Source organism: Bradyrhizobium sp. AZCC 1588 (assembly GCF_036924735.1).
In the GTDB taxonomy this organism is placed as follows: domain Bacteria; phylum Pseudomonadota; class Alphaproteobacteria; order Rhizobiales; family Xanthobacteraceae; genus Bradyrhizobium.
Window position 1 is genome coordinate 4,426,448 of record NZ_JAZHSC010000001.1, and the last position, 20,444, is coordinate 4,446,891.

At 60.6% G+C, this 20,444-nt stretch carries 20 protein-coding genes and 1 pseudogene; 9 read left to right on the forward strand and 12 right to left on the reverse strand.

Annotated elements, in window-relative coordinates; genetic code table 11:
* The first annotated feature begins 16 nt into the window (after positions 1 to 16).
* On the forward strand, positions 17 to 205 hold the full coding sequence (locus V1277_RS20785) for a hypothetical protein (protein ID WP_334370140.1): 189 nt from the start codon (positions 17 to 19) through the stop codon (positions 203 to 205).
* Between the two features lie 228 nt (positions 206 to 433).
* Here V1277_RS20785 and V1277_RS20790 read toward each other — a convergent pair whose 3' ends face one another.
* Positions 434 to 1,420: a transporter substrate-binding domain-containing protein gene (locus tag V1277_RS20790; protein WP_334417885.1), complete on the reverse strand. Its 987-nt coding sequence runs from the start codon at positions 1,418 to 1,420 to the stop codon at positions 434 to 436.
* Between the two features lie 693 nt (positions 1,421 to 2,113).
* Here V1277_RS20790 and V1277_RS35025 point away from each other — a divergent pair.
* Positions 2,114 to 2,338, forward strand: a pseudogene (locus V1277_RS35025) (hypothetical protein); the annotation flags it as partial.
* Between the two features lie 20 nt (positions 2,339 to 2,358).
* On the opposite strand, the gene V1277_RS20795 reads toward V1277_RS35025, so the two are convergent.
* Together V1277_RS20795 and V1277_RS20800 are read right to left on the reverse strand one after the other, a co-directional pair.
* The gene (locus V1277_RS20795) at positions 2,359 to 3,489 is read right to left on the reverse strand and encodes a hypothetical protein (protein ID WP_334417886.1); all 1,131 of its coding nucleotides are present in this window, start codon (positions 3,487 to 3,489) and stop codon (positions 2,359 to 2,361) included.
* A gap of 102 nt (positions 3,490 to 3,591) precedes the next feature.
* Complete coding sequence (locus tag V1277_RS20800; RefSeq protein WP_334417887.1) at positions 3,592 to 4,902, reverse strand: hypothetical protein; 1,311 nt, start codon at positions 4,900 to 4,902, stop codon at positions 3,592 to 3,594.
* 63 nt (positions 4,903 to 4,965) lie between these two features.
* Here V1277_RS20800 and V1277_RS20805 point away from each other — a divergent pair, with 63 nt between their 5' ends.
* Both V1277_RS20805 and V1277_RS20810 read left to right on the forward strand, forming a co-directional pair.
* Positions 4,966 to 5,733: a DpnI domain-containing protein gene (locus V1277_RS20805; RefSeq protein ID WP_334417888.1), complete on the forward strand. Its 768-nt coding sequence runs from the start codon at positions 4,966 to 4,968 to the stop codon at positions 5,731 to 5,733.
* A gap of 11 nt (positions 5,734 to 5,744) precedes the next feature.
* Positions 5,745 to 6,020: a hypothetical protein gene (locus tag V1277_RS20810; RefSeq protein ID WP_334417889.1), complete on the forward strand. Its 276-nt coding sequence runs from the start codon at positions 5,745 to 5,747 to the stop codon at positions 6,018 to 6,020.
* 10 nt (positions 6,021 to 6,030) lie between these two features.
* Here V1277_RS20810 and V1277_RS20815 read toward each other — a convergent pair whose 3' ends face one another.
* From V1277_RS20815 to V1277_RS20830, 4 genes are all read right to left on the reverse strand, one after another.
* The gene (locus V1277_RS20815) at positions 6,031 to 6,327 is read right to left on the reverse strand and encodes an addiction module antidote protein (protein ID WP_334417890.1); all 297 of its coding nucleotides are present in this window, start codon (positions 6,325 to 6,327) and stop codon (positions 6,031 to 6,033) included.
* Between the two features lie 1,033 nt (positions 6,328 to 7,360).
* Positions 7,361 to 7,540 carry a hypothetical protein gene (locus V1277_RS20820; protein WP_334370136.1) on the reverse strand — a complete coding sequence of 60 codons (180 nt, stop codon included), beginning with the start codon at positions 7,538 to 7,540 and terminating at the stop codon, positions 7,361 to 7,363.
* A gap of 102 nt (positions 7,541 to 7,642) precedes the next feature.
* Positions 7,643 to 8,329, reverse strand: coding sequence for an HAD family hydrolase (locus V1277_RS20825; protein WP_334417891.1), 687 nt, complete (start codon positions 8,327 to 8,329; stop codon positions 7,643 to 7,645).
* Entirely contained in the window at positions 8,326 to 8,529 is a 204-nt protein-coding gene (locus V1277_RS20830) for a cysteine-rich CWC family protein (RefSeq protein ID WP_334417892.1), read from the reverse strand. The genes V1277_RS20825 and V1277_RS20830 overlap by 4 nt, the downstream gene beginning before the upstream one ends.
* A 98-nt stretch (positions 8,530 to 8,627) precedes the next feature.
* On the opposite strand from V1277_RS20830, the gene V1277_RS20835 reads away from it, so the two are divergent.
* Together V1277_RS20835 and V1277_RS20840 are read left to right on the forward strand one after the other, a co-directional pair.
* Complete coding sequence (locus tag V1277_RS20835; protein WP_334417893.1) at positions 8,628 to 10,196, forward strand: DUF1800 domain-containing protein; 1,569 nt, start codon at positions 8,628 to 8,630, stop codon at positions 10,194 to 10,196.
* Entirely contained in the window at positions 10,193 to 11,437 is a 1,245-nt protein-coding gene (locus tag V1277_RS20840) for a DUF1501 domain-containing protein (protein WP_334417894.1), read from the forward strand. Before V1277_RS20835 ends, V1277_RS20840 begins: the two co-directional genes overlap by 4 nt.
* A 26-nt stretch (positions 11,438 to 11,463) precedes the next feature.
* Here the strand turns inward: V1277_RS20840 and V1277_RS20845 are convergent, their stop codons facing one another.
* From V1277_RS20845 to V1277_RS20855, 3 genes are read right to left on the reverse strand one after another with little or no spacing between them, the layout of a single operon-like run.
* The gene (locus V1277_RS20845) at positions 11,464 to 12,327 is read right to left on the reverse strand and encodes a glycosyltransferase family 2 protein (protein WP_334370131.1); all 864 of its coding nucleotides are present in this window, start codon (positions 12,325 to 12,327) and stop codon (positions 11,464 to 11,466) included.
* Entirely contained in the window at positions 12,324 to 13,049 is a 726-nt protein-coding gene (locus V1277_RS20850; RefSeq protein WP_334370130.1) for a class I SAM-dependent methyltransferase, read from the reverse strand. Before V1277_RS20850 ends, V1277_RS20845 begins: the two co-directional genes overlap by 4 nt.
* A 9-nt stretch (positions 13,050 to 13,058) precedes the next feature.
* Positions 13,059 to 13,841 carry a class I SAM-dependent methyltransferase gene (locus tag V1277_RS20855; RefSeq protein ID WP_334417895.1) on the reverse strand — a complete coding sequence of 261 codons (783 nt, stop codon included), beginning with the start codon at positions 13,839 to 13,841 and terminating at the stop codon, positions 13,059 to 13,061.
* Positions 13,842 to 14,163: 322 nt separating this feature from the next.
* On the opposite strand from V1277_RS20855, the gene V1277_RS20860 reads away from it, so the two are divergent.
* The 3 genes from V1277_RS20860 (at position 14,164) to asnB (ending at position 18,719) form a co-directional block, all read left to right on the forward strand.
* Positions 14,164 to 14,895, forward strand: coding sequence for a class I SAM-dependent methyltransferase (locus tag V1277_RS20860; RefSeq protein WP_334417896.1), 732 nt, complete (start codon positions 14,164 to 14,166; stop codon positions 14,893 to 14,895).
* A 128-nt stretch (positions 14,896 to 15,023) separates the two neighbouring features.
* Positions 15,024 to 16,691: a hypothetical protein gene (locus V1277_RS20865; RefSeq protein ID WP_334417897.1), complete on the forward strand. Its 1,668-nt coding sequence runs from the start codon at positions 15,024 to 15,026 to the stop codon at positions 16,689 to 16,691.
* Positions 16,692 to 16,787: 96 nt separating this feature from the next.
* Positions 16,788 to 18,719, forward strand: coding sequence for an asparagine synthase (glutamine-hydrolyzing) (gene asnB, locus V1277_RS20870; RefSeq protein WP_334417898.1), 1,932 nt, complete (start codon positions 16,788 to 16,790; stop codon positions 18,717 to 18,719).
* Here the strand turns inward: asnB and V1277_RS20875 are convergent.
* On the reverse strand, positions 18,706 to 19,647 hold the full coding sequence (locus tag V1277_RS20875) for an aldo/keto reductase (RefSeq protein ID WP_334417899.1): 942 nt from the start codon (positions 19,645 to 19,647) through the stop codon (positions 18,706 to 18,708). The two genes, asnB and V1277_RS20875, sit on opposite strands and share 14 nt — an antisense overlap.
* 266 nt (positions 19,648 to 19,913) lie before the next feature.
* Positions 19,914 to 20,375 carry a GNAT family N-acetyltransferase gene (locus V1277_RS20880; protein ID WP_334370124.1) on the reverse strand — a complete coding sequence of 154 codons (462 nt, stop codon included), beginning with the start codon at positions 20,373 to 20,375 and terminating at the stop codon, positions 19,914 to 19,916.
* Between the last annotated feature and the right edge of the window lie 69 nt (positions 20,376 to 20,444).

A 20,444-nucleotide genomic window follows, 5' to 3' on the forward strand; every position in this document is an offset into this window, starting at 1 on the left:
GATCGAGGAGAATGCCATGCCCGAAGCACAAAGCGACATTGACTATACAGTTCATGTCGGCAGACACGAGACGACATTCCGTGCGAATACCGCCAAGGGAGAGGAATTCCTCGGCGGCGTTGACCTCACCATGTCCAATGAGGAAGCACATACATTCATACAGGATGCCCGGGCGGCAGGGCTAACGGTCAAATCGTTTTTCTAACGACTTCGCAACCCCAATCAAATCATCCACTCATCGGATGAATGGCATAGGATGATTGCGGACTACCAAACCGATAAGGCCGAGCACCACCAAGACAGCACCAGCTAGCATCAACCAATGCGGAAATTGCATCCCGGAGAGTATCTCAATCAGGCGACCTTCGATCGATCAAACCTTTGGCTTCGGCCGAACCGCGCCACAAAAGCGGATGGGAGTCGCAACGGTCAGCTAGGGAGATCGTGCATTTCCAAGGGTTTGGAACAGCGTTTGTCGCCACCAATCGCTTTCGATCTGATCGAGCACGGCGAGATCGAGCATTGGCCGCAAGGTACTGCCCTTCGGCAGCACGATTGCATAGCTCTCGCTGCTGAAGCTGGTGTCGACAACACGAACCGAGGCCGAGAAATCCTTCCGAACGATCCAGGTCAGAAGCGGTTTGTCATGGACGAAGGCATCGATCGCGCCGCGGCTCAATGCAGATAGGCCGCTTTGAGGGTCTGGAAATGCTCGAAAGGAAAGTTGCTGACGAGTGAGGTAGTCGGTTGTCGTAGAGTTCGCGACGGCGCCGACGCGCACGGATCGCAAGTCGTTGAAGCCGTGAACGGCGCCTTCAAGCCCTCGGCGCGTGAGGGTGGAGGTGATCCCTGCGGTGAACACGGCTATGGCGATGATGGAAGCGATCATCCAGCCGATTGCGACGATTCGCCCGGGGAGAGTTGTCGGCGCATTCTGGGCGGCTCCCGCCTGTGTCATGGCAATGGTCGACCACCAGAAGCTGGAGCCGAGTCCCTTGGCTCCTCCGCCGAAATGTTCCGTTTTCCGGCGTTCCAGCAACCAAATGAGGAATCCGACTGCCATCGCAAAACATAGCAGCACGGCGACAGCCTGAAAAAAGCCGAAGGAAAGCAGCGCCCGCCCGATCGAGACCCAGACGTTTTCATGGATCGGCACTGCAATCCCGAGTCCGGTGTTGTAGAAAGGTTGGGTAAAATCGGCACTGCGTGCACGCCCGGCGGTCACAGTTACTGCTGCGACACCGGCGTCGAAAGTGCCATTCGCGACGCCGTTCACCAGGTCCTGCACGCTCTGGGTCTCAACCAAACGAAAGCGCAGATGTGCTCCGGCAGCGATCTTTCCCCAGAGCTCGATGCTGATGCCGCCCCAGCTCCCATCCGGCTGCTTCATCGCGAAGGGCGGGGCTTCCTTGGTCGCCACTACCAATTCTCTGTCAGGGACTGTGCCTTGAGCTCGAACGGCGTTGCAGCCGAGTGCAAGCACCGCCAGCGACAGAAGGCATAGCAGGACCGGTCGAAGTGACGAAATCGCTGGTTCGCCTTGCGAGGCCCGACGCTCTAACTGGCTAAGGGCTTCGGGAGCGAAATCCAGCCCGTCATATGCGCCGCGGTGCGGGACTGCCGGAGGTTCCTCGAGCGAACTCATAGCGGACCTTAACTTGATACATTTCGAGATCGGCCGACGGAAGCATTGCTATTTGGCGGCATTTCGTCATCAGGCGGGGCGCCGACCGGCTCGGCCCGATGCGGAACCAACGCGCCGGAACGCGGTCAGCTCCCGAGAAGCGGTGACGCGGTGAATATCGGCTTCAATGTTCGCTCAACCCGTCCCGCCGCCGCCGGCGCCCTTCCTCGCGATCACCTGCCGGCACCTGCAATGCGCGACAATGCTGGAAGTGCACGATAGCGCGCGATTTCGTGCGAAAATTCGGCGCGGTTGGCGAGCAGGAGCACGCCAACCTTTCGACCGCATCGATCGCGCGATTGGGCGCCCTGCTCGGGAGCGCACCCAAATATCCGGCTTGCGAGATATTTGGAAGATCGCCGGGCTGATCGGCGGCATCGAGCTTCCGCGCTGTCGACCGCCGCAGGCGGTCGGGGCGGGGTGAGCCGCAGCGGCGGTCCTTCCACCTCCAAAGTCCACAACCACAAGCCCCATCTCGACGAAATGCACGGCCCGGAATCCTTGCCCCACCGCCGCAGCGGCGCCAAACCGCGCAAGCCGGAGATCGGCAGCGGCAGCAAAATCTTCCAGCCAACGGACTCGCGGCGGTCGGGGCCGGCGCCGCGATCGAGCGGCGGCGCGCCGGGGCATCGCGGCGGGTGGAAGAAGAGGTAGGTATAGTCAAGCGCGCGATATTAGCGGCGAATACCTGGCCCCAGGTCGTACCTGAACAATTCAGGCCCGTTGGGTCTGACCCGCGCCCTAATGCCGAGCAATTGCGCGCCCGGCATGTGCTTGTCAAATTCGGCTAGCGCATTTTCGAGCACGGTCTTTGCTAACATCGGTGACGGCTCAAACTGAGGAATCTTGAAATTCATTCCAACTTCTCGCGGCAACGCTCCATCATCGATCGTTAGAACCACCGAAACGTCCACCTGCATCCCCATTGCTTTGGCTTGCTCCACAAACTCCTGAACGTACTCATCCGCCCACGTGACATCAAAGCTCGGCTTAGCGATTTCCCTGCATACTGCTGCCAGAAATACGGCTTCCGCTCGATACTTTTGCTGCTCATTGGGATTCCATCGGTTTGGATTTCCAATTGAGTGATGTCGGAGCCGTCCTCGAAGTTCAACGATCTCAAGCGCGACTGCGCCTTGGTCATCCTTCCACTTGTCAAGCGCGAGTTTTGTTCCCTTGGCGAGGTTACACGACATAGCGTCATCTAGAATGGACCCTACCGCCTCGCGAAACTCGCGTCTTTCCACCAGTTGCTCAGCAGCTAAACGGTTCTGATGCTTCAATTTGAACCGAGATTCGAGAAACAGAAAGAAATAGTTATAGGAATCGATCACCCTATCAGCCGCTAGGGCTTTTCGTCCCTCTATGAAGAATGCCATTGGCTCGATCAGATCGACGCCTCGATCAATGGCCAGAAACGCTCTGCCAAAGATCGAGAAATCATGCATGATCTTCGCGTTTGGATCATTCTTGTTTGAACTAAACGAAAGAATATGAATTCGCTCGCGCTCAGCATCCGTCTCAGGCTTAAATTCTTGCGATATGTTGTCGAAATCCACGTCAATAATCACATATGCAGCCAATAAAGATTGCCAGGCGCGAACGCCTTGAACAGCTTCTTGAACGCGATTGCCCTTCAGAGAAATGGTGCCCTTTGAAATCGATTCTGATGTTTTGAAAAACGTCGGCGCCTCATCAATCGGAACTGCGTCGAAAATTACACCAACGTGCGATACAACGCCCTCTCGCCTTTCAATGAAATACTTGTGTCGAGCCTTAATCGGCCACACTTCGGAAATTCTCAACTCATTCCTTACAACAAATTTTATTATGTGCTGCATAATGTGCGGCCACGAGTTGCGGTTGAGCGACGAACTGCTGGGAAGACAGAGTGGATGAAGCGGTAGCTACGCGTTGAGGCAATGAACAAGATAGTCAGCCATCCAATCCCACATCGCTCGCAAATGATCCGGTGATGGAGCGAAATTTGGGGAATGAACATACCTATTTAGGGTATCAGCAGAGAGCAGTTGATCATGTTGAGGAAACTTGCTGAGAAGCTGTAGATATCTTTGATCGATTTTGCCGTGGACCTCGAGGTCTTGAGCAACCTTCAGGACTCGCCTTGCAAGAGTATCGCTCTGAACGATCGTCGCTAGCTTAGTTTGCTCAATGTAATTTTCAGTTGCGAGTTCAACGAGCACACGAAATAGAACTGAAATTGCATTCGGATGATCGCTAAGATTCAAGTGGAATTGAAGCTCTTCCCATATCGCTCGATGCCTTTGAATTCTTCCGGCCCAAGCGATTGCGTAAATTGTGTTGGGGATGAGAGTCGTTCTCGTTTGCGGTCGAGCAACACGCGTCGGACGAGAAAGCGCACTACTTGGCTTTTGAGAAGGATTCTGGTCTTGCTTAGATGCCAGAGAGTGCGCGGCAGTCGGCAAGAGTCCCTCGCCCTCCAAACGATCTAGATAAGCGCGTTTCGCATCAATATCCCAAATATCTCCGAGAACGACGTACCGATTTGCGAGATCGTCCGCTATGCGACGAAGCGCTCGAAGGACAATTGGCTCATCATGGGTGAATTCGAATCTTCCCTTCGCGGCAGTAAAACCTACTCTATTTCGGAAAGCCTCCGCTGACAGGAGTCGGTTCAGGTTTGATCTCGGAATTTTCTTCTGAGGCAACATCTCTGCTTCAGCAAGCCGCTTCTCAATTTCATCGGCTGCGTTGAATCCACCACCTGTTCCGGTTCGATTGACGAAGTTTGCCTTCATCCGATCGTCCCAAGTCGATTGACCGACGCCTGCCTGACTGCCGGTGTGTCTACGGAACAGTATGTCGTCTATTCGGTCCCGATCGGTCTCCACCTGACACTGGACCGTTGAAGGGAACTGCCCTTTCCATTTGGACCGCTGTTCGGAAAAGAAGTCCTGCAGTTCTATCGTCGGAGCCCTTCTCGGTTTCTCCAACAGCTTCAAACATGTCATCCGGCGATTGCCGTCGAACAGTACAAACTGGTCTCCCTCCGGAAAGGCTAACGGCGGCTCAAACACCTGACCATTTGCGACAATATCCTTTGCCAGATTTCGCATGTGCGACTCGAAGTTGTTGAACAGCCATGCAATCGCGGCTGTCTCATTTTCGAGTTCACCATGCCGATCATTTGCTCGATTAATTACAAGTAAATCCAGTGGTAAATATCGATAGCTCATTGCCCTTCCCCCAGGCGCACTATAACATAGTTCCCTCAGTGGTTGTACATCAACTCCGCCGTCATGAAACTCGGCTTCGAAGAATCCCAATCCGCCTACACCAGCGGCTCACAAAGCGCCCGTGCATGGACCGAAGCCTGGGTAAAGGCTTGGGCCTATTGCCCGCACTGCGGCAACACCAAAATTTCATCCTTCCCCAACAACTCGCCGCTAGCAGATTTCTTTTGCCCATCCTGCAAAGAGGAATTCGAACTCAAGAGCCAGAAAGGCAGGTTCGGAACGAGAGTCGTCGATGGAGCGTTCAAGACCAAATGCGAACGCCTTGCCGTCAGCAACAATCCGAATCTGCTCCTGATGAACTACGACCTCAAATCGCTTGCGGTCGTGAACCTGTTCATCGTGCCGAAGCACTTCTTTGTCCGGGAGATCATCGAGGAGCGAAAGCCGCTGGCACCCACTGCGCGACGGGCCGGCTGGATCGGCTCCAACATCCTGCTTAGTCGAATTCCAGACTCCGGCAAGATACATATCGTCCAGAACAGCGTTGTTCGCGCGAAAGAACTCGTCCTCGCCGATTGGCAGAAGACACTTTTCCTCAGAAACGAATCCCCGGAAACGCGCGGCTGGTTGCTGGATGTGATGAAGTGCGTGGAGTCGCTTGGCAAGCGAGACTTCACCCTTGACGAGGTCTATGCTTTCGAACGGCACCTCGGTGATCTCTATCCCGGCAACCAGAACGTCAGGCCGAAGATGCGGCAACAGCTTCAATATTTGCGTGACCGCGGGTTTATTGAATTCGTTTCGCGCGGGAATTATCGTTTGCGGCATTAGGGAGGTCGGCCATGGCGTGGTTCCTGAATCACTACAAGTGCGACCGCTGCAGACGTCGATGGGCCGATGAATGGTCCTGCATGTGCGACGACACGTGCCCGCATTGTGGCGCGCGGGATATGACACCTTATGAAAGCGAGAAACTGACAACGCTCATTGAGCAAGAGGGCAAGGAGTTCGTCGTCCTGTGGTCGCCCGAAACAGCCGAGCACGACGCTGACTATCGCGAACTGGGCCGCTTTCCTACCCGTGAGAAGGCGTTGGAGTTTCTGGCGGCGGACGGTTGACTTTCGGCTCCTATGCCGCCTTCGACCCCTGAGGCTGTGCCACCAGATCGATGCCAAGCGCGTGAAGCACCTTGATGACGGTGCCGAATTCCGGCTTCGCTTCTCCGCCGAGTGCCCGGTACAAATTCTCGCGGGAGAGCCCGGTCTTCTCCGCCACTGCGCTCATTCCACGCGCGCGGGCTACCGTGCCGATGGCAACAGCGATTGCGGATGCATCCTCGGATTCGAATGCTTCGTTGAGGTAAGCTGCGATCATCTCGGGACTGTCGAGATATTCGGCTGCATCGAACGGCTTTGCTTTGGTCATTTCAGTCCTCAACGTAACCGGGATTACCAAGGCCGAGATGCTTGTAGCCTATACGCTACAAAGCGTTTCTTGTCGACGAGAGGCTTGCTCTTGGCTCCCGCAAGAGCAGGGCGAGGTGACTTCGGTACGCTTCGCGCCACTAAATCGACGAACCGAAGCGACGCTTACAGGAGGCCACTACTACCGATTGCGCTGCTGACCGGGCAAATCACGCATGGCTTGGTCCAGTCTTGCCAGCAAAAATAAACCGCTTCGCGATTACCCCAAATCACTCCTACAACTCCCGCCATCCCGCACCCGCTAGAGGGGCGTATCGCGATCGTCACGGACGTTGGGCGCGGGAGGCGATGGACGCGGCAGCGTCGGGCGCGCAAGTTGATCGCAGGGCGGGCCTTGGCCTGTGAGCGAAAAGAACGGCGCGCAGACGACCGGCGCTTAAACGCTTCGACCAGGACTTCGGTTTGGCAGCATACGGGCCGATCGAAACATTCTGGTCGGGGAAGCCGCGGACGGCAAAGCCGTGTGGTCCTGGCACCCGTTGCTGGTGTCAAGCTGACGGAGATTGATCTGACACAACCGGGTCTCGATCGATCGTCAATCCGTCAGCGACGGAGGCCAGAGGAATTCGGCTCCGAGGAGAGCGCGGTATAAGCCGTAAAACCATTGCGCAGGGAAGGCCGGGTGTTCCGGCACACCTGCAGTCCGCCGTGTGCATTTTTGCGCACGACTGCGGGTGTTTGGGCACCCGGCTTTCCCTGCGCCCTCTTCGATTTCGAGGGCATCGCCGATCGCATGACCTCGGGCACTTCGCGCCGCGAGAGTGTAGAGGCGTGTCTTCTCCATTGTCATGCCCCGCGAAGGCGGGGCATCCAGTACGCCGCAGCCTTTCCGCTCAAGCACAGGCGTCTCTGGAATACTGGATCACCCGCCGGAGCCTGTCATCGGGCGCGCATTTGTGCGACCCGTTGGCGGGTGACGACAACGGAGGACTGGTTGTTTGAAATTCGAATCTGAAGAACGCGATTGAACGCTCTCACCCCGATCGCCGGTGGCTGGTGTTCTGCGTCAGATTGCCGTGTGCGCCCTGTTCGCGGATGTTGTTCTTCTCGTCGTCGCGATGGCCTTTGGTGGTGTCGAGGGGCACGCGGGGCGCGCTGCCGGGGCCCTTGGGGCTCCGATTGTCCGGGGGAATCGGAGGCGCGGTCTTTGTCATCATGGTCTCCGTTATCAACGGAATAAAGACAACGCTGGCCTTGGCGAAATCGTTCCGCGAGGAACGGCGGCGCCATCGATGCCTCCGCTTGTAGCGCTATGGCTAGCGGCTTCGCGTTAACGCGCCGCGCTCGCGCAGCATTGCCAGCACAGCATTCAGATCCGGCACCACCGCCGCACATCGCGCGCGCGACTCTTCGGTCGGCGTCACCATGTCAGGCACCATGATGGTAATCGCGCCTGCGGCATGCGCGGCGGTCACGCCGTGGTTGGAATCCTCCACGGCCACGCAAGCCTCCGGCTTCAGGCCGAACCGCGATGCCGCGAGCAGATAGAGATCGGGATTGGGCTTGCCGCGGGCGACGTCGTCGCGGGTCAGCAGCGTTTCGAAACGGTGGCGGATACCCGCGAGCTCAAGATGCGCATTCGCCGTGCGCAGCGACGAGGAGGTGACGATCGCCATCGGACATTCCGCCGCCCGCAGCGCATCCAGGAGTTCGATCGCGCCGCTCTTCAGCGGCAAGCCTGCGCCGAGAATTTCATTGCGGTTGCTGACGAAGGAACGGCTGACCTCCGCAAGCGGAAAGCCGTCTCCGTAGCGCGCTTGCAGCAGGGCCTCGCACTCCGGACCGGGCAGGCCGACCATCGCCTGGCATAGCGTTACCGCGTCGTCGGTGTAGCCATGCGCGGTGAGCGCTGCGACCAGGCTGTCGAAATAGACCCGCTCGGTGTCGAGCAGCGTGCCGTCCATATCGAGCAGGACGGCACTGACGTTCCATTTCCCGCTCATGCCGCACCCGCGCCGGCGCGCTGGCTGGCGAGTTTGCGCAGGCAGTCCGGGCAGAGACAATCGCTGCCGTCCACCGGCATCGGCAGGCGGAACGTCTCGTCGTTGCACCAGCAGGGGCCGGACAGGTTGCAGCCGAATTCGTTGCCGCAGCCGGCGCAGGCGAGGCGGCGCGAGGGCGCATTTTCCAAACGATCTGTCATCAACGAGGCAGAATCCTGACGCGGAATTAATCCCGGGTTCACACTGAGGCGCGTTATACTTCGCCACTATACGCCTGGGAAATTCTAAGGGAAATCCGATGGCCCGCGATTCGCAAGCAGCTCTCGTTGCGCTCAATCGCTTCGGCTTCGGCGCGCGCGGCGGGGCATCCGGCGATGTTCTCGACGCCGCGTCCGATCCGCGCGGTTTCGTCAAGGCGGAACTCGGCCGTCCCAATCGCGCGCTGCTCGAAGCGCCGGGGCTGCAGTCGACGCCCGCGCTCGGCAAGGCGGTGTTCGAGTATCAGTTCGAAATCCAGCAGGCTCGCCAGGCCGCCGCCAAATCGGCCGCCCCGCCGGCTGCAGGCGAAGGCGCTTCACCGCGGCCCGAAGTCAAGGGTCAGCGGCGAAACCTGTCCCTCAACGGCATCGCCATGGAGATGGCGCCCAAGGAGTCACCCAGGGAGCCACAGGCCAAGCCTGCGGAGAATCCCGGCGCGATGGTACCGGCGGAAGCGATGCAGCCCAATGCGCCAAAGCCGCAGCCACAACCGCTCAACATCATCCAGAAAACCTTTCGCGCCGAGGCGCTGGCGCGGCTGCAGCGGGCCGTCATCGCCGATGGCGGATTTGCCGAGCGGCTTGTCGTGTTCTGGTCGAATCATTTCTGCATTTCCGCCAACAAGGGCGGGCCGGCGCGGATGTGGGCCGGCTCGTTCGAGCGCGAGGCGATCCGGCCGCACGTGCTCGGACGCTTCGCCGATATGCTGAAGGCGGTCGAGCAGCATCCGGCGATGCTGTTCTTCCTCGATAACCAGCAATCGCTGGGCCCGGATTCGCGCGCCGGGAAAAACCGCAACCGCGGACTGAACGAAAATCTCTCGCGCGAAATCCTGGAACTGCATACGCTCGGCGTCGGCGGCGGCTATTCGCAGGATGACGTGACGTCGCTGGCGAACATCATCACGGGCTGGACCTATGCGGGAAGGTTGGGCCAGCTCGGCGCGCCCGGCACCTTCGTGTTCAATGCCAATGCGCACCAGCCGGGCGCGCAGCGGGTGATGGGCAAGGTCTACGATGCCGAAGGCGTGGCGCAGGGCGAGGCGGTGCTGGCGGATATCGCGCGGCATCCTTCGACCGCGAAATTCATCGCAGGAAAATTTGCGCGCCATTTCGTATCGGACGATCCGCCACCGGCATTGGTGGCGCGGCTCGCCGATGTCTTCACGAAAACCGACGGCGATCTAAAGGCGCTGGCGCTGGCGCTGGTCGATTCCGACGAGGCCTGGAGCGCGCCGCTCACCAAGATCCGCTCGCCTTACGAATTTCTCGTCGCGGCCGGCCGGCTGCTGGCGCAGATTCCGAACAATCCAAACCTCTATCTCGCCGGCCTGAGGGCGCTCGGTCAGCCATTATGGTCGCCGGCCGGGCCGAACGGCTTTCCCGATAGCAACGCCGCATGGCTGGCGCCGGAGGGCATGAAATTGCGCCTCGATATCTCCACGCAGATTGCATCAAGGCTCGCCGAGGGCGTCGATACGCGCGACCTGCTCGAGCTCGCGGCCGCCGACACCGCGTCGGTGGAGACGCGGCGGACCATCGAGCGCGCGGAATCGCGGCAGCAGGCGCTGGCGCTGTTGTTGATGTCGCCGGAATTCCAGAGGAGATGACGTCCATGGAAACGACAATGGGCTGCTGTGAAGACGTGCGGTCATTGCCGACGACGCGGCGTGCCGTGCTGCTCGGCGGCGCCTCCTTTGCGGCGTGGGCCTACCTGCCGAAATTTGCGCGCGCGGCCGACGGCCGCGATCCGCGGCTGGTGCTCGTGATCCTGCGTGGCGCGCTCGACGGGCTCGCCACCGTCGCTCCAACGGGCGACCCTGACTACGCCGGCCTGCACGGCGCGATCGCGTTGTCGTCGGGCGGGCCGAACGCGGCGCTGCCGCTCGACAGTTTCTTCTCACTGCATCCGGCGATGCCTGAATTCGCGCGGATGTATCGCGAGAAGAAAGCCGCGGTGATTCACGCGGTGGCGACGCCCTATCGCGACCGCTCGCATTTCGACGGGCAGGACGTGCTCGAAAGCGGTTTTGCCGGCCCCGGGCGGGTGCAGTCCGGCTGGCTCAACCGCGCGCTGGAAGGCCTGCCGAAAGGCGAGCGGGTGACGAGCGGGCTCGCTGTCGGCCCGATCACGCCGCTGGTGCTGCGCGGCGCGGCACCGACCGTTGGCTGGGCGCCGCTCGCGCTGCCGCAGGCCAGCGAGGACACCGCCATGCGGCTGCTCGACCTCTATCAGCACCGGGACGCTGCGCTGGGCTCGGCGCTGAAGCAGGGCCTCGCGCTCGACAAGGCCGCGCAGGGCGACGACATGAAACCGAAACCCGGCGCTGGCGGCGCAGCCGCGATGCGGCTGGCGGCGCGCGGCGTGGCCCGGCTGATGGCGGCCGACAACGGGCCGCGGATCGGCGCGCTCGCCTTCGACGGCTGGGACACGCATGCCAATGAAGGCGGCCCGGTCGGCCGGCTGGCGCAACTGCTCGGTGGGCTCGACGGCGCACTCGCCGAATTCGAAACCGGGCTGGGGCCGCGCTGGCGCGACACGGTGATCGTGGTCGCCACGGAGTTCGGCCGCACCGCGCGCATCAACGGCACGCAAGGCACGGACCACGGCACCGCCACGGTCGCGCTGCTCGCCGGCGGCGCCGTGAACGGCGGGCGGGTGATCGCGGACTGGCCGGGGCTGAAGCCGGCGAGCCTCTATCAGGGCCGCGACCTCGCACCGACCACCGATCTGCGCGCGGTCATGAAAGGCGTGCTGAAGGATCAGTTCGGGCTGGCTGAGAAGGTGTTGGCGGAGAGCGTGTTCCCGGAGAGTGCCACGGTGAAGCCGATGCAGGGGCTGGTGAGCTGAGCGCACGCACCGGTAATTCGCCGCGTTCAGGCCTTGTCCATGATCTGCTTGAGCAGCACCGCCAGCAGACCGATGCCGAACATGATGATCGCGGCCATCGCGGTGCCGACTGCGAGCATGATTCCCGTCACGATCGAGAAGTACAGGGAGATCAGCATCGTGATCGCGGCGATGACGGTGCAGATCAGACTGAACAGCAGAAAGAGCTTCAAGGGATTGTAGTAGACGATCGCTTCGATGATGTACTGCAGCGTTTTCAGGGAATCCTTGAAAAGGCGCACCTTGCTGCTGCCAGTTCGCTCGAAATAGTCGACCTTGTGATAGGTGACGAAGCGTCGCGTCATCATATAGGCGAGCGTCATGGACGTCGTGAAACTGAACGTATCGCACAGATGCGGGAAGTACTTCATCGCCGCGGTGCGGCTGAACACGCGCAGGCCCGAATTGATGTCCGGAATGCGGCGGCCGGCGGTCCACTCCACGAGGAAGCGCAATATCGCACGCAGCGGCATCTTGAGTGCGGATTGCCGATAGTGGGGGCCGTGGCGCTCGCCGACGGCCATATCGAAGCCCTCGTTGTAAAGCCGGACAAGGTCGGGAATGGCCGCTGCCGGGTAGGTGCCGTCTGCATCGCAAATGGCGATCATGTCGTACGATGCTTCTTCGATCCCCTTCTTGAGGGACCGGCCATAACCAACGTTGTGGGGATGGCGGATGATCCGGGCGCCGGCTTCCGCCGCGGCCTTCCCGGTGCCGTCCGATGATCCGTCATCGACCACGAGGATCTCGAACGGCACCAGCTCGGCGGCAGCCAGCACGCTGGTGATGTTCGCGACGGTCGCGCCGATGCCGCGCTCCTCGTTCAATGCGGGGATGACGATCGAGATCATGTCCGGCGCGCTATGCAGATCAGGGATTGGCCGAAGAAGCCGCGGGTCAATGGATCGACCAGCCTCGAAATCGGCAGCACATATTTGTCGAAAATCCGGATCTGCGCGTTGACCGCGGAATCATCCAGTGATTCGTGTTTCGCAAAGCTGTTGATCCACCACGCCAGCCCACCGATCGGGTTGAAATAGCGCAGTTCGAGAATCTCGATCGGCGCCCCGGCGCAGGCCTTCAGCATCAGCGGCTTGTTGTATCGGCGGTGATGGCCGGCGAGCCGGTCGAGGTCGCCGTAAAGCTGCTGCAGCGCCGGCACAAGGATCAATAGATGACCGCCAGGGCCAAGCGCGTTGGCCATGTTGGAGACCGCGCGATTGTCGTCTTCGATGTGTTCGATGACGTTGCAGCACACCACGGTGTCGACGCTGCCCGGCGGAAGGCTCAACCTGAACTCGTCTGAGGTGATATCTGCAAGCTCGAAGCTGCCGTCAGGATATCGCGCGCGCGAATTGGCGACGTTGTCCGGATCGATGTCAACGCCGCGATAGCGGCCGAGCTTGCCGAGATATTCGTAATAGCTGCCGTGGCCGATCCCGATTTCGAGCACGTCATGGCCGAAATACGGGTGCATGGTGCCGATGATCCAGTCCATGTAGTTGTGTGCATCGGCAATGGCGCTGGAGAAGGTCGGCGCCATTTGCTGGGTTGCGGATATGTCTTTGCTCAACGGAAAGCCCTATCGAACGGTGGCGGCGCCGGAAACTGGCACGGCGGTGCGCTTCCATTTGGCGAGGAAACAGGGATACATGCCGGACCATGGAATGCCGCCGAGCGCGACTTCGATCGGTTTGACGATCGGCCACAGCACCGGCTTGGCGCCGAGAGGCACGCGCATGATGAGGCTGTTGAGGATAAGGAAATAGGCCAGCCCGCCGAAATAGCGGACTGCTTCGCCTTCGAAGTAGGGCGAAGCCTGCTTCAGGATGGCATCGTGCGACAGCGCCTGCTCGGTCGGCGCATCGAAATATTTATCCGAGGCGTACCATTTGTCCCGTACCACGTTGAGTGCGAAATCGGCGCTTGGTTCCATCATCAGCAGGTGGCCGCCCGGCTTCACCATCGCTGCGATGTTACGCAACGTCTGCCCGAGGTCCATGACGCAATGATGAAGCCCGCCGACGACGATCGCGCCGTCAAACTGCTCCTTGATCTCGGCGGGCCGCGTCAGGTCGAGCAGCTGCGCGGCGTTTCCCGTCGTGCGCTGGTACGATGCGCAGGCCGGCTCGGAGATGTCGAACCCGACGGTACGCACGCCGCTGAAGCGTTCCATGACGGCCAGTGAATTGTGCCCGCTGCCGCAGGCAAGATCGGCGATGCTGGCGTTGCTCAGATCGATGCGATCGAACAGCCAGTCATAGATAAAACGCGACCGATATCTCATCGATGACGCATCGTAATAGTGCGCCTCGTAGGCATCGTGGATGTCGGCGTAATGTTGTTTCTGACGGGAGCTATCCATCATCCGATTCGCAAAATGATTTTAGTTACAATGCCTTCCGCCGCTCCCGCGAGAGTTGCGCAAAAGGCAGATTTATTGCATAGCTTCGTACCGTCGCAATATCAACAGCCGTCAGCGATCCTCCATCCCAGCCAGGCCGTCCACGAGGAACTTCGCCAATCGGCTGTGCTGAACGTTCGGACCCCGGTGGCGGATTCCGCGATGTCGTTGAGGAAGCACGATGAGCACTACAGCGTCCCAGTCCCGCCTCTCAAATGAGACAATATCTGATTTCGGGGATCAATGGCTGCGTTACACGGACAATGAAGGATATTACGGAGACGTGGGCATTCTGAAGGGAACCCTCGAGCCCTTGGTCAGGCTCGAGGACCTGGAAGGGAAGCGCGTTGCGGAGATCGGCAGCGGTACGGGTCGTATTGTGAAAATGCTCCTGCAGGCCGGAGCGAAAGAGGTCACCGCGATAGAACCGTCGGCGGCTTTCGAGGTGCTGACGCGCAATCTCTCGGACGATGCAGACCGGGTGGTGCTCCTCAATAGGGCGGGACACGAAATTCCCGCGGAAGGTGCGTATGATCTTGTCGTCTCGATCGGCGTAATTCACCATATCCCGGATCCCGACCCCGTGATCGCCGCTTCGCTGGATGCGCTGCGCCCGGGCGGGAAGATGATTGTCTGGCTTTATGGGAAGGAGGGCAGCGGCGTCATCGTAACCGGCATTCGTGCATTGCGCGTCCTGACCACGCGACTTCCACATTTTTTAGTAGCGGCAATCGCGCATGTGCTGTTGCTGGCGCTTGACCTCTATATTTTGGCCTGCCGTCTCATGCCTGGATTGCCTCTCCGTGACTACGTCAAGAACGTGCTGGGCCGGTTTTCGCGTTCGAAGCGCTATCTGGTAATATACGATCAATTGAGACCGGCGTATGCGAAGTACTATTGCGAAGCCGAGGCGCGCGCCCTGCTCGAATTGAACGGCTTTGCCGACATTCAAACGCACTTTCGCTACGGATACAGCTGGACGGTGGTCGGAACGCGACCGGCGAAAGTGGCCTAGCGTGCGTGCTCCCTAAAGTTGAATAGGGGGTTTCCAGCCTCGCAGGTTGAGCAGAATCGGCATTCATTGCATAACTCCGCGCAATCGCGATATCAACCGCGGAGCGGATTGGCGCTTAGGAAGATTCCATGCGTTCTCGACGTTTGGTAGGTGGGCTGGTCGCATTTGGCGTCCTGGTGGTGTGGCTTTATACCTTCCGGCAACGGCTTCCCTATATGGACCAAATCCCTGTATTTGACGCCGACGTCACCACGGCGGCGGCGAGTATGTGGGCGCGGATCTGGTGGGACGAGGGCGCGCGGCATTTGTTGTTCGCCACCCCGCGCGCGCCGCTCTCCATCGAAACGCCGACGATGGAGCTGCGCGGCATCTACGATTCCTGGCCGCCGGGCGCCTTTGTCATCGTCTACCTTGCCGCAAAATTTCTGAGCATCCAGCCGAGCATCCCGCTGATCAATTGGATCAACGTCATCATGCACGGGCTGATCGCCCTGTCGGCCGCGCTCGCCGTCTACAATCTCGCGCTGATGAACCGGCTCGGCAGCGTGGCCAGCGGGCTGCTTGCGCTCGGAGTTGCGTTTCCGATTTTGCTCTCGCGCGGCTTGATCTACGCATTTTCGCAGATCTACGACGTTGTGACCGCGGTCCTGATATTCACCGCTATATTCCTGCTGCTCGAGGTGCTGTATTACGGCGCGAGGTCGCGACGCGACCAATGGGTCATCACTGCCCTGCAACTGACCACAATTTATCTGGCATTTTTCGTCGACTGGCTGTCCTACACGTTGTTCATCTTCTGGCTGGTCAGCCGCTTCGTCGCCGGATATGCCGGCGTCCTCGAGCGGATGAATCTGCGCCGGTTTTTCGGCCTGCTGTTGCTGCCGTTTTCGGCCTTTTCGATTTTCCTTGCCTGGCGGTTTCTGGCGCCGGGCGCGATGAGTGCCTCTGCCTCGATCAAGCACCTATTCTACAAAATCCTGCAGCGGATGAACATGACCGCTGATAGTCCCATCACCGGATTTGCCAAGGCCTTCTTCGAAGAGATGCACCAGGACTATTATTCGCAGTTTGCGTTCCCGCTGATCGCGGTTTCCACGCTGGTGACGCTGGGATTGCTCATCACCGCGTTTCGGCGGGCCCGTGACCCCTTCGAACGCCGGTCGATCTTTGCGACGATGTCAGTTCTGCTGCTGATCACCGTCCCGTTCTATCTGCATATGCTGGTGATCTATCAGCATACGTTCATTCACCGGTGGGCGATCTCGAAGGCGTTGTTCGCCTATTCCATGGTTCCGTTCGCCTTGCTGCCGATCGCGGCTTTCATATTGGTTCGACAGTCGATTGGCGAGTCCAGTGACCCGTCCCGGCGGTCTGGCCTCGCGGTGATGGGCCTGCTTTTAGCCGGACCCGCGCTCTACTACGCCGTGGATGTGACAGACTACCAAAGCTATGCTTTGAGAGGACGGGTCGATCGCGATGCCTACCTGATGTGGAGCGATATTGGCCGCAACACGGCCTACAAGGACGTCGTCGTATCGCCGGTTCTTCAAGCTGACCCGATCTCCGTGCATGTAGGCACTGCCTTCAAGCTGGTCCATCATGCGGACAATTTTGACGATGTCGACAAGGTCGTGGCGCGTGTATGCGGCGATTTCAATGTCGTGCTCGCGTTGCCGAAAGGGAGCGAGCCAGGCGTGTTCGCGTCGCGCGAAGCCGCGGAGGTGATCGATACCGGCCGCATCCGGCTGCTCAGGTTTGCCTCATATCCGGGAAAGGCGATCGATTGTCCGGGCTAGTTCATTGTTCGTGCCGCGCATGCGCGCTATCCTCGGTGCCCATGCGTTATTGCTCCCGTTTCTCGCTCCTCACGCAGTCCTGATCCGATCCAGTCCATGTGCGGTATCGCCGGTATCCTGAATTTCGATGGTCGCAGCGTCGATCCGGCCGTGTTGGCCCGGATGACCGCCGTGCTGTCGCATCGCGGCCCCGACGCTGGCGAAACATGGCATAACGGCGCAATCGGCTTCGGACATAGGCGTCTGGCCATCCGTGATCTCTCCTCGGCTGGCCGGCAGCCGATGAGCGACCCGAGCGGCCGAATAACCGTTACCTACAACGGCGAGATCTACAACGAGGCCGAACTGCGTTCCGAACTCGAACGGGATTTCGGCGTCACCTTCCGCTCGCATTGCGATACCGAAATCCTGCCGGCTGGCTATCTCGCTTGGGGCGAGGGGCTGTTCTCGCGCCTCGAGGGAATATTCGCGATCGGGCTGTGGGATGCCGGCGCGAAGCGCCTGATCCTGGCGCGCGACTCGATCGGAACCAAACCGCTGTTTTTCTCGAAGGTGGGCGGCGTTGTTCGCTTCGCCAGCGAGATCAAGGGACTGCTGGCCGATCCGGAGCACCCGCGCGAGATGGAACCAGAGGGGCTGCATCGCTTCTTCGCGATGGGTTATGTCGGGCCAACGACGACGACGATGCGGCACGTTCGCCAGGTCGAGCCGGGCTCGATCGTGGTCTATGAGAACGGCAGCGAGGCGTTACGGCGTTTCTGGCGACCGCGGCGGACCAGAGACTTTAAGAATCTCGACGACGCCGTCGATGCGTTCTTGCCCCTGTTCGATCAGGTCGTCAGCGACCAGTTGATCAGCGACGTGCCGGTCGGAATCCTGCAGAGCGGCGGCATAGACAGTTCGCTGGTGGCCTATTCCGTCGCCAGACGCGGCAAATTTCCGCTCGTCACCGCCGCGTTTGCCGAGCAATCCCACGACGAAACGGAAATCGCCTCGATGGTGGCGCGGCAGACCGCGCTGCCGCACCGGATCGTGCAGGTGAGCGACGATCCGGTGCCCGACGCTACGCTTGCCCGTGTTGTGCACCATTTCGATGGCCAAGTCGCGGACGAAAGCGCCGGTCCGCTGTTGCTGTTGACCGCCGAGCTGCGCCGCAATTCCACAGTGGCGCTTTCCGGCGACGGCGCCGACGAGTTCTTCGGCGGCTACTCGACCTACCGGGCATCGCGGCTGGCCGAGCGCTTCGGCGGTATGATTCCGGGGGGCGTCGCGAGAACGGCCGGAAGGTGGACCTACGCCTCGTCGGGAGCGAACGAGACGCGGTTGCCGGCAACTGCGCTGCTGTCGCGCTTCCTGCTCGGGATCGCCTCCGGCGGTCCCTATGCCCATGCCGAATGGCGGCGCTATGTTCCGGAATTCCTCATTCCCCGCCTGTACGGCCCCGCGCTCCGCCACCTCGCGGAGCAAAGCCCGATGGCCGGCTATAGGGCCGCGATCGAGCAGGCGGACGGGCCAACGCTTCTGGATCGCTGCCTGATCGCGGACCAGACCTATCACCTTCCGACCGGTTTGCTGATGAAGACGGACGCGATGAGCATGGCGAACGGCGTCGAGATCCGTGTGCCGTTTCTCGACCGGCGCATCATGGAATTTTCCGGGCGCTGCGCCCTCGACCTGCTGGTACCGCTGCGCGGGCCGACCAAGCCGTTGTTGCGGAAAGCACTGCGCGGCAAGGGCGCGGCGGCGGAGATCACTGATGCGCCGAAGCGGGGTTTCAATAATCCACTGGCCGGATTGCTGCGCGGTCCGTTGCGTCCGTTGTGCGAAAATGCGTTCGAGCGGTCGCGCTACATTTTCGAGCCGTATCTTGAACCCGACGCGATCCGCGAGCTCTGGCGGGACCATGCGGACCGCAAGGCCAATCACGCCTACGCGCTGTGGCCGCTGCTGACATTTGCGCTCTACAGGTCCAGCCTGGAAGGCGTTCAGTTGCGGGGGGAGAGGACGCAAGCCCTCATCCCTTCGTAATCCGATCGATCTCCGCCATCTCCTCGGCGCTCAGCGTCCAGCCGATCGCCTTCACGTTCTGCTCGACCTGTTCGACGCGGGTGGCGCCGGCAATGACGCTTGCGACTTGCGGGCGCTGGGCTAACCAGGAGAAGGCGAGTTCGAGCATGGTGTGGCCGCGCTCGAGTGCGAACGACTGGAGCTTTTCGACGATGTCCTCGTTGCGCGCAGTGACGTAGCGGTCCTTCAGCGCCGGGGCCTTGGCGAAGCGGGAATCGGCGGGGGCATCAGTGCCGCGCTTGTATTTGCCGGTGAGGAGGCCGCTCGCCAGCGGGAAGAACGGCAGCAGGCCGAGCTTGTATTCCTGCGCCGCCGGCAGCAAATCCTTCTCGATGCCGCGCACCACGAGGCTGTATTCATCCTGACAGGAGACGAAGCGGTTGACGTTCATCTGCCGCGCCATCATTTCGGCCTCCGCAATGCGCCAGGCCGGAAAGTTCGAATTGCCGATGTAGCGGACCTTGCCTTGGCGCACGAGATCGTCGAGCGCGCGCAGCGTCTCTTCCATCGGCGTCAGGGGATCGTATTCATGCTGCTGGTAGAGATCGATGTAGTCGGTCTTCAGCCGCTTCAGGCTGGCCTCGACCGCGGACATGATGTAGCGGCGTGAGGCGCCCTGCTTGGTGCCGTCGGTCGCCATCGGTTTCGCGTATTTCGTTGCCAGTACGATATCCTTGCGGCGGTCGCCGAGCACCGTGCCGAGCACGGTCTCGGAGCCGCCCATGCCTGCATAGATGTCGGCGGTGTCGAACAGGGTGATGCCGAGGTCGATCGCCTTGTGGATGACCTTGCGCGAGGTCTCCAGATCGGTGCGCTGGCCGAAATTGTTGCAGCCGAGGCCGACGGCGGAAACACGCAGGCCGGAGCCGCCGAGGTTGCGAATTTGCATGGATCGATCCTGTGGGAAGAGCGGGGAGAGGGCGCATTGTGGCGCGCGCAGCTTCGACCCGCAAGCAGCGGGGTGACCAGCGCCTGCGCTTGGCAGCTATGCGGCACAAAAAGATGCGGCCCCGGTCAGACGCGGCGACTGACGGGGACCGCTGGGGCGCGTGATCTGAGACGGGGGGCCTGATCAGACGCAGGGGCAGGCTAGCCGCGCTTTGTTACGCGCGCGTGACAGCTGAACTTATCCACAGGTCGGCCGAAAGCCGTGCCTCAGAGCATCTTGCGGTACACGACAAAGCCGGAGCGGTCCGCCACCTTGTCGTAGAGCTGCATCGCGGTGTGGTTGGTCTCGTGCGTTTGCCAATAGACGCGGGAGCATCCGGCGAGCTTTGCCTGTTCGTAGACGCCGTTGATCAAGGCGCGGCCGACGCCCTTGCGGCGCGCTGCGGCGCTGGTGAAGAGGTCCTGCAGATAGCAGTTCGGTTCGATCATGGTCGTAGAGCGGTGAAACAGATAATGCGTCAGCCCGAGCAGCTCGCCGCCGCTCTCGGCCACCAGCGCATGCACCGGCTCATAAGCATCAAAGAAGCGCGCCCATGTCATCGCCGTGATCTCGGGTGCCAGCGCGGTCGCGTCCGAACGGCCATAGAAGGCGTTGTAGCCGTCCCATAGCGGAAGCCATTGCGCGTAGTCCTGGCGGGTGACGAAGCGGATGGTGAGGTCGCCAGGCATGCGCGATTCCGTTTTGGTTAAGAGATGGCGCGCCAGGGACGCGGCAACGAGGGATGTCTGTTGATTATT

Excerpts from the sequence above, each read along its gene's own strand:
- V1277_RS20830 (WP_334417892.1), bottom strand. The coding sequence starts at position 8,529 with ATGACAGATCGTTTGGAAAATGCGCCCTCGCGCCGCCTCGCCTGCGCC.
- V1277_RS20845 (WP_334370131.1), bottom strand. The coding sequence starts at position 12,327 with ATGATCTCGATCGTCATCCCCGCATTGAACGAGGAGCGCGGCATCGGC.
- V1277_RS20815 (WP_334417890.1), bottom strand. The coding sequence starts at position 6,327 with ATGACCAAAGCAAAGCCGTTCGATGCAGCCGAATATCTCGACAGTCCC.
- V1277_RS20800 (WP_334417887.1), bottom strand. The coding sequence starts at position 4,902 with ATGAGCTATCGATATTTACCACTGGATTTACTTGTAATTAATCGAGCA.
- asnB (WP_334417898.1), top strand. The coding sequence starts at position 16,788 with ATGTGCGGTATCGCCGGTATCCTGAATTTCGATGGTCGCAGCGTCGAT.
- V1277_RS20835 (WP_334417893.1), top strand. The coding sequence starts at position 8,628 with ATGGCCCGCGATTCGCAAGCAGCTCTCGTTGCGCTCAATCGCTTCGGC.
- V1277_RS20805 (WP_334417888.1), top strand. The coding sequence starts at position 4,966 with ATGAAACTCGGCTTCGAAGAATCCCAATCCGCCTACACCAGCGGCTCA.
- V1277_RS20875 (WP_334417899.1), bottom strand. The coding sequence starts at position 19,647 with ATGCAAATTCGCAACCTCGGCGGCTCCGGCCTGCGTGTTTCCGCCGTC.
- V1277_RS20880 (WP_334370124.1), bottom strand. The coding sequence starts at position 20,375 with ATGCCTGGCGACCTCACCATCCGCTTCGTCACCCGCCAGGACTACGCG.
- V1277_RS20840 (WP_334417894.1), top strand. The coding sequence starts at position 10,193 with ATGACGTCCATGGAAACGACAATGGGCTGCTGTGAAGACGTGCGGTCA.
- V1277_RS20825 (WP_334417891.1), bottom strand. The coding sequence starts at position 8,329 with ATGAGCGGGAAATGGAACGTCAGTGCCGTCCTGCTCGATATGGACGGC.
- V1277_RS20855 (WP_334417895.1), bottom strand. The coding sequence starts at position 13,841 with ATGGATAGCTCCCGTCAGAAACAACATTACGCCGACATCCACGATGCC.
- V1277_RS20785 (WP_334370140.1), top strand. The coding sequence starts at position 17 with ATGCCCGAAGCACAAAGCGACATTGACTATACAGTTCATGTCGGCAGA.
- V1277_RS20820 (WP_334370136.1), bottom strand. The coding sequence starts at position 7,540 with ATGACAAAGACCGCGCCTCCGATTCCCCCGGACAATCGGAGCCCCAAG.
- V1277_RS20865 (WP_334417897.1), top strand. The coding sequence starts at position 15,024 with ATGCGTTCTCGACGTTTGGTAGGTGGGCTGGTCGCATTTGGCGTCCTG.
- V1277_RS20810 (WP_334417889.1), top strand. The coding sequence starts at position 5,745 with ATGGCGTGGTTCCTGAATCACTACAAGTGCGACCGCTGCAGACGTCGA.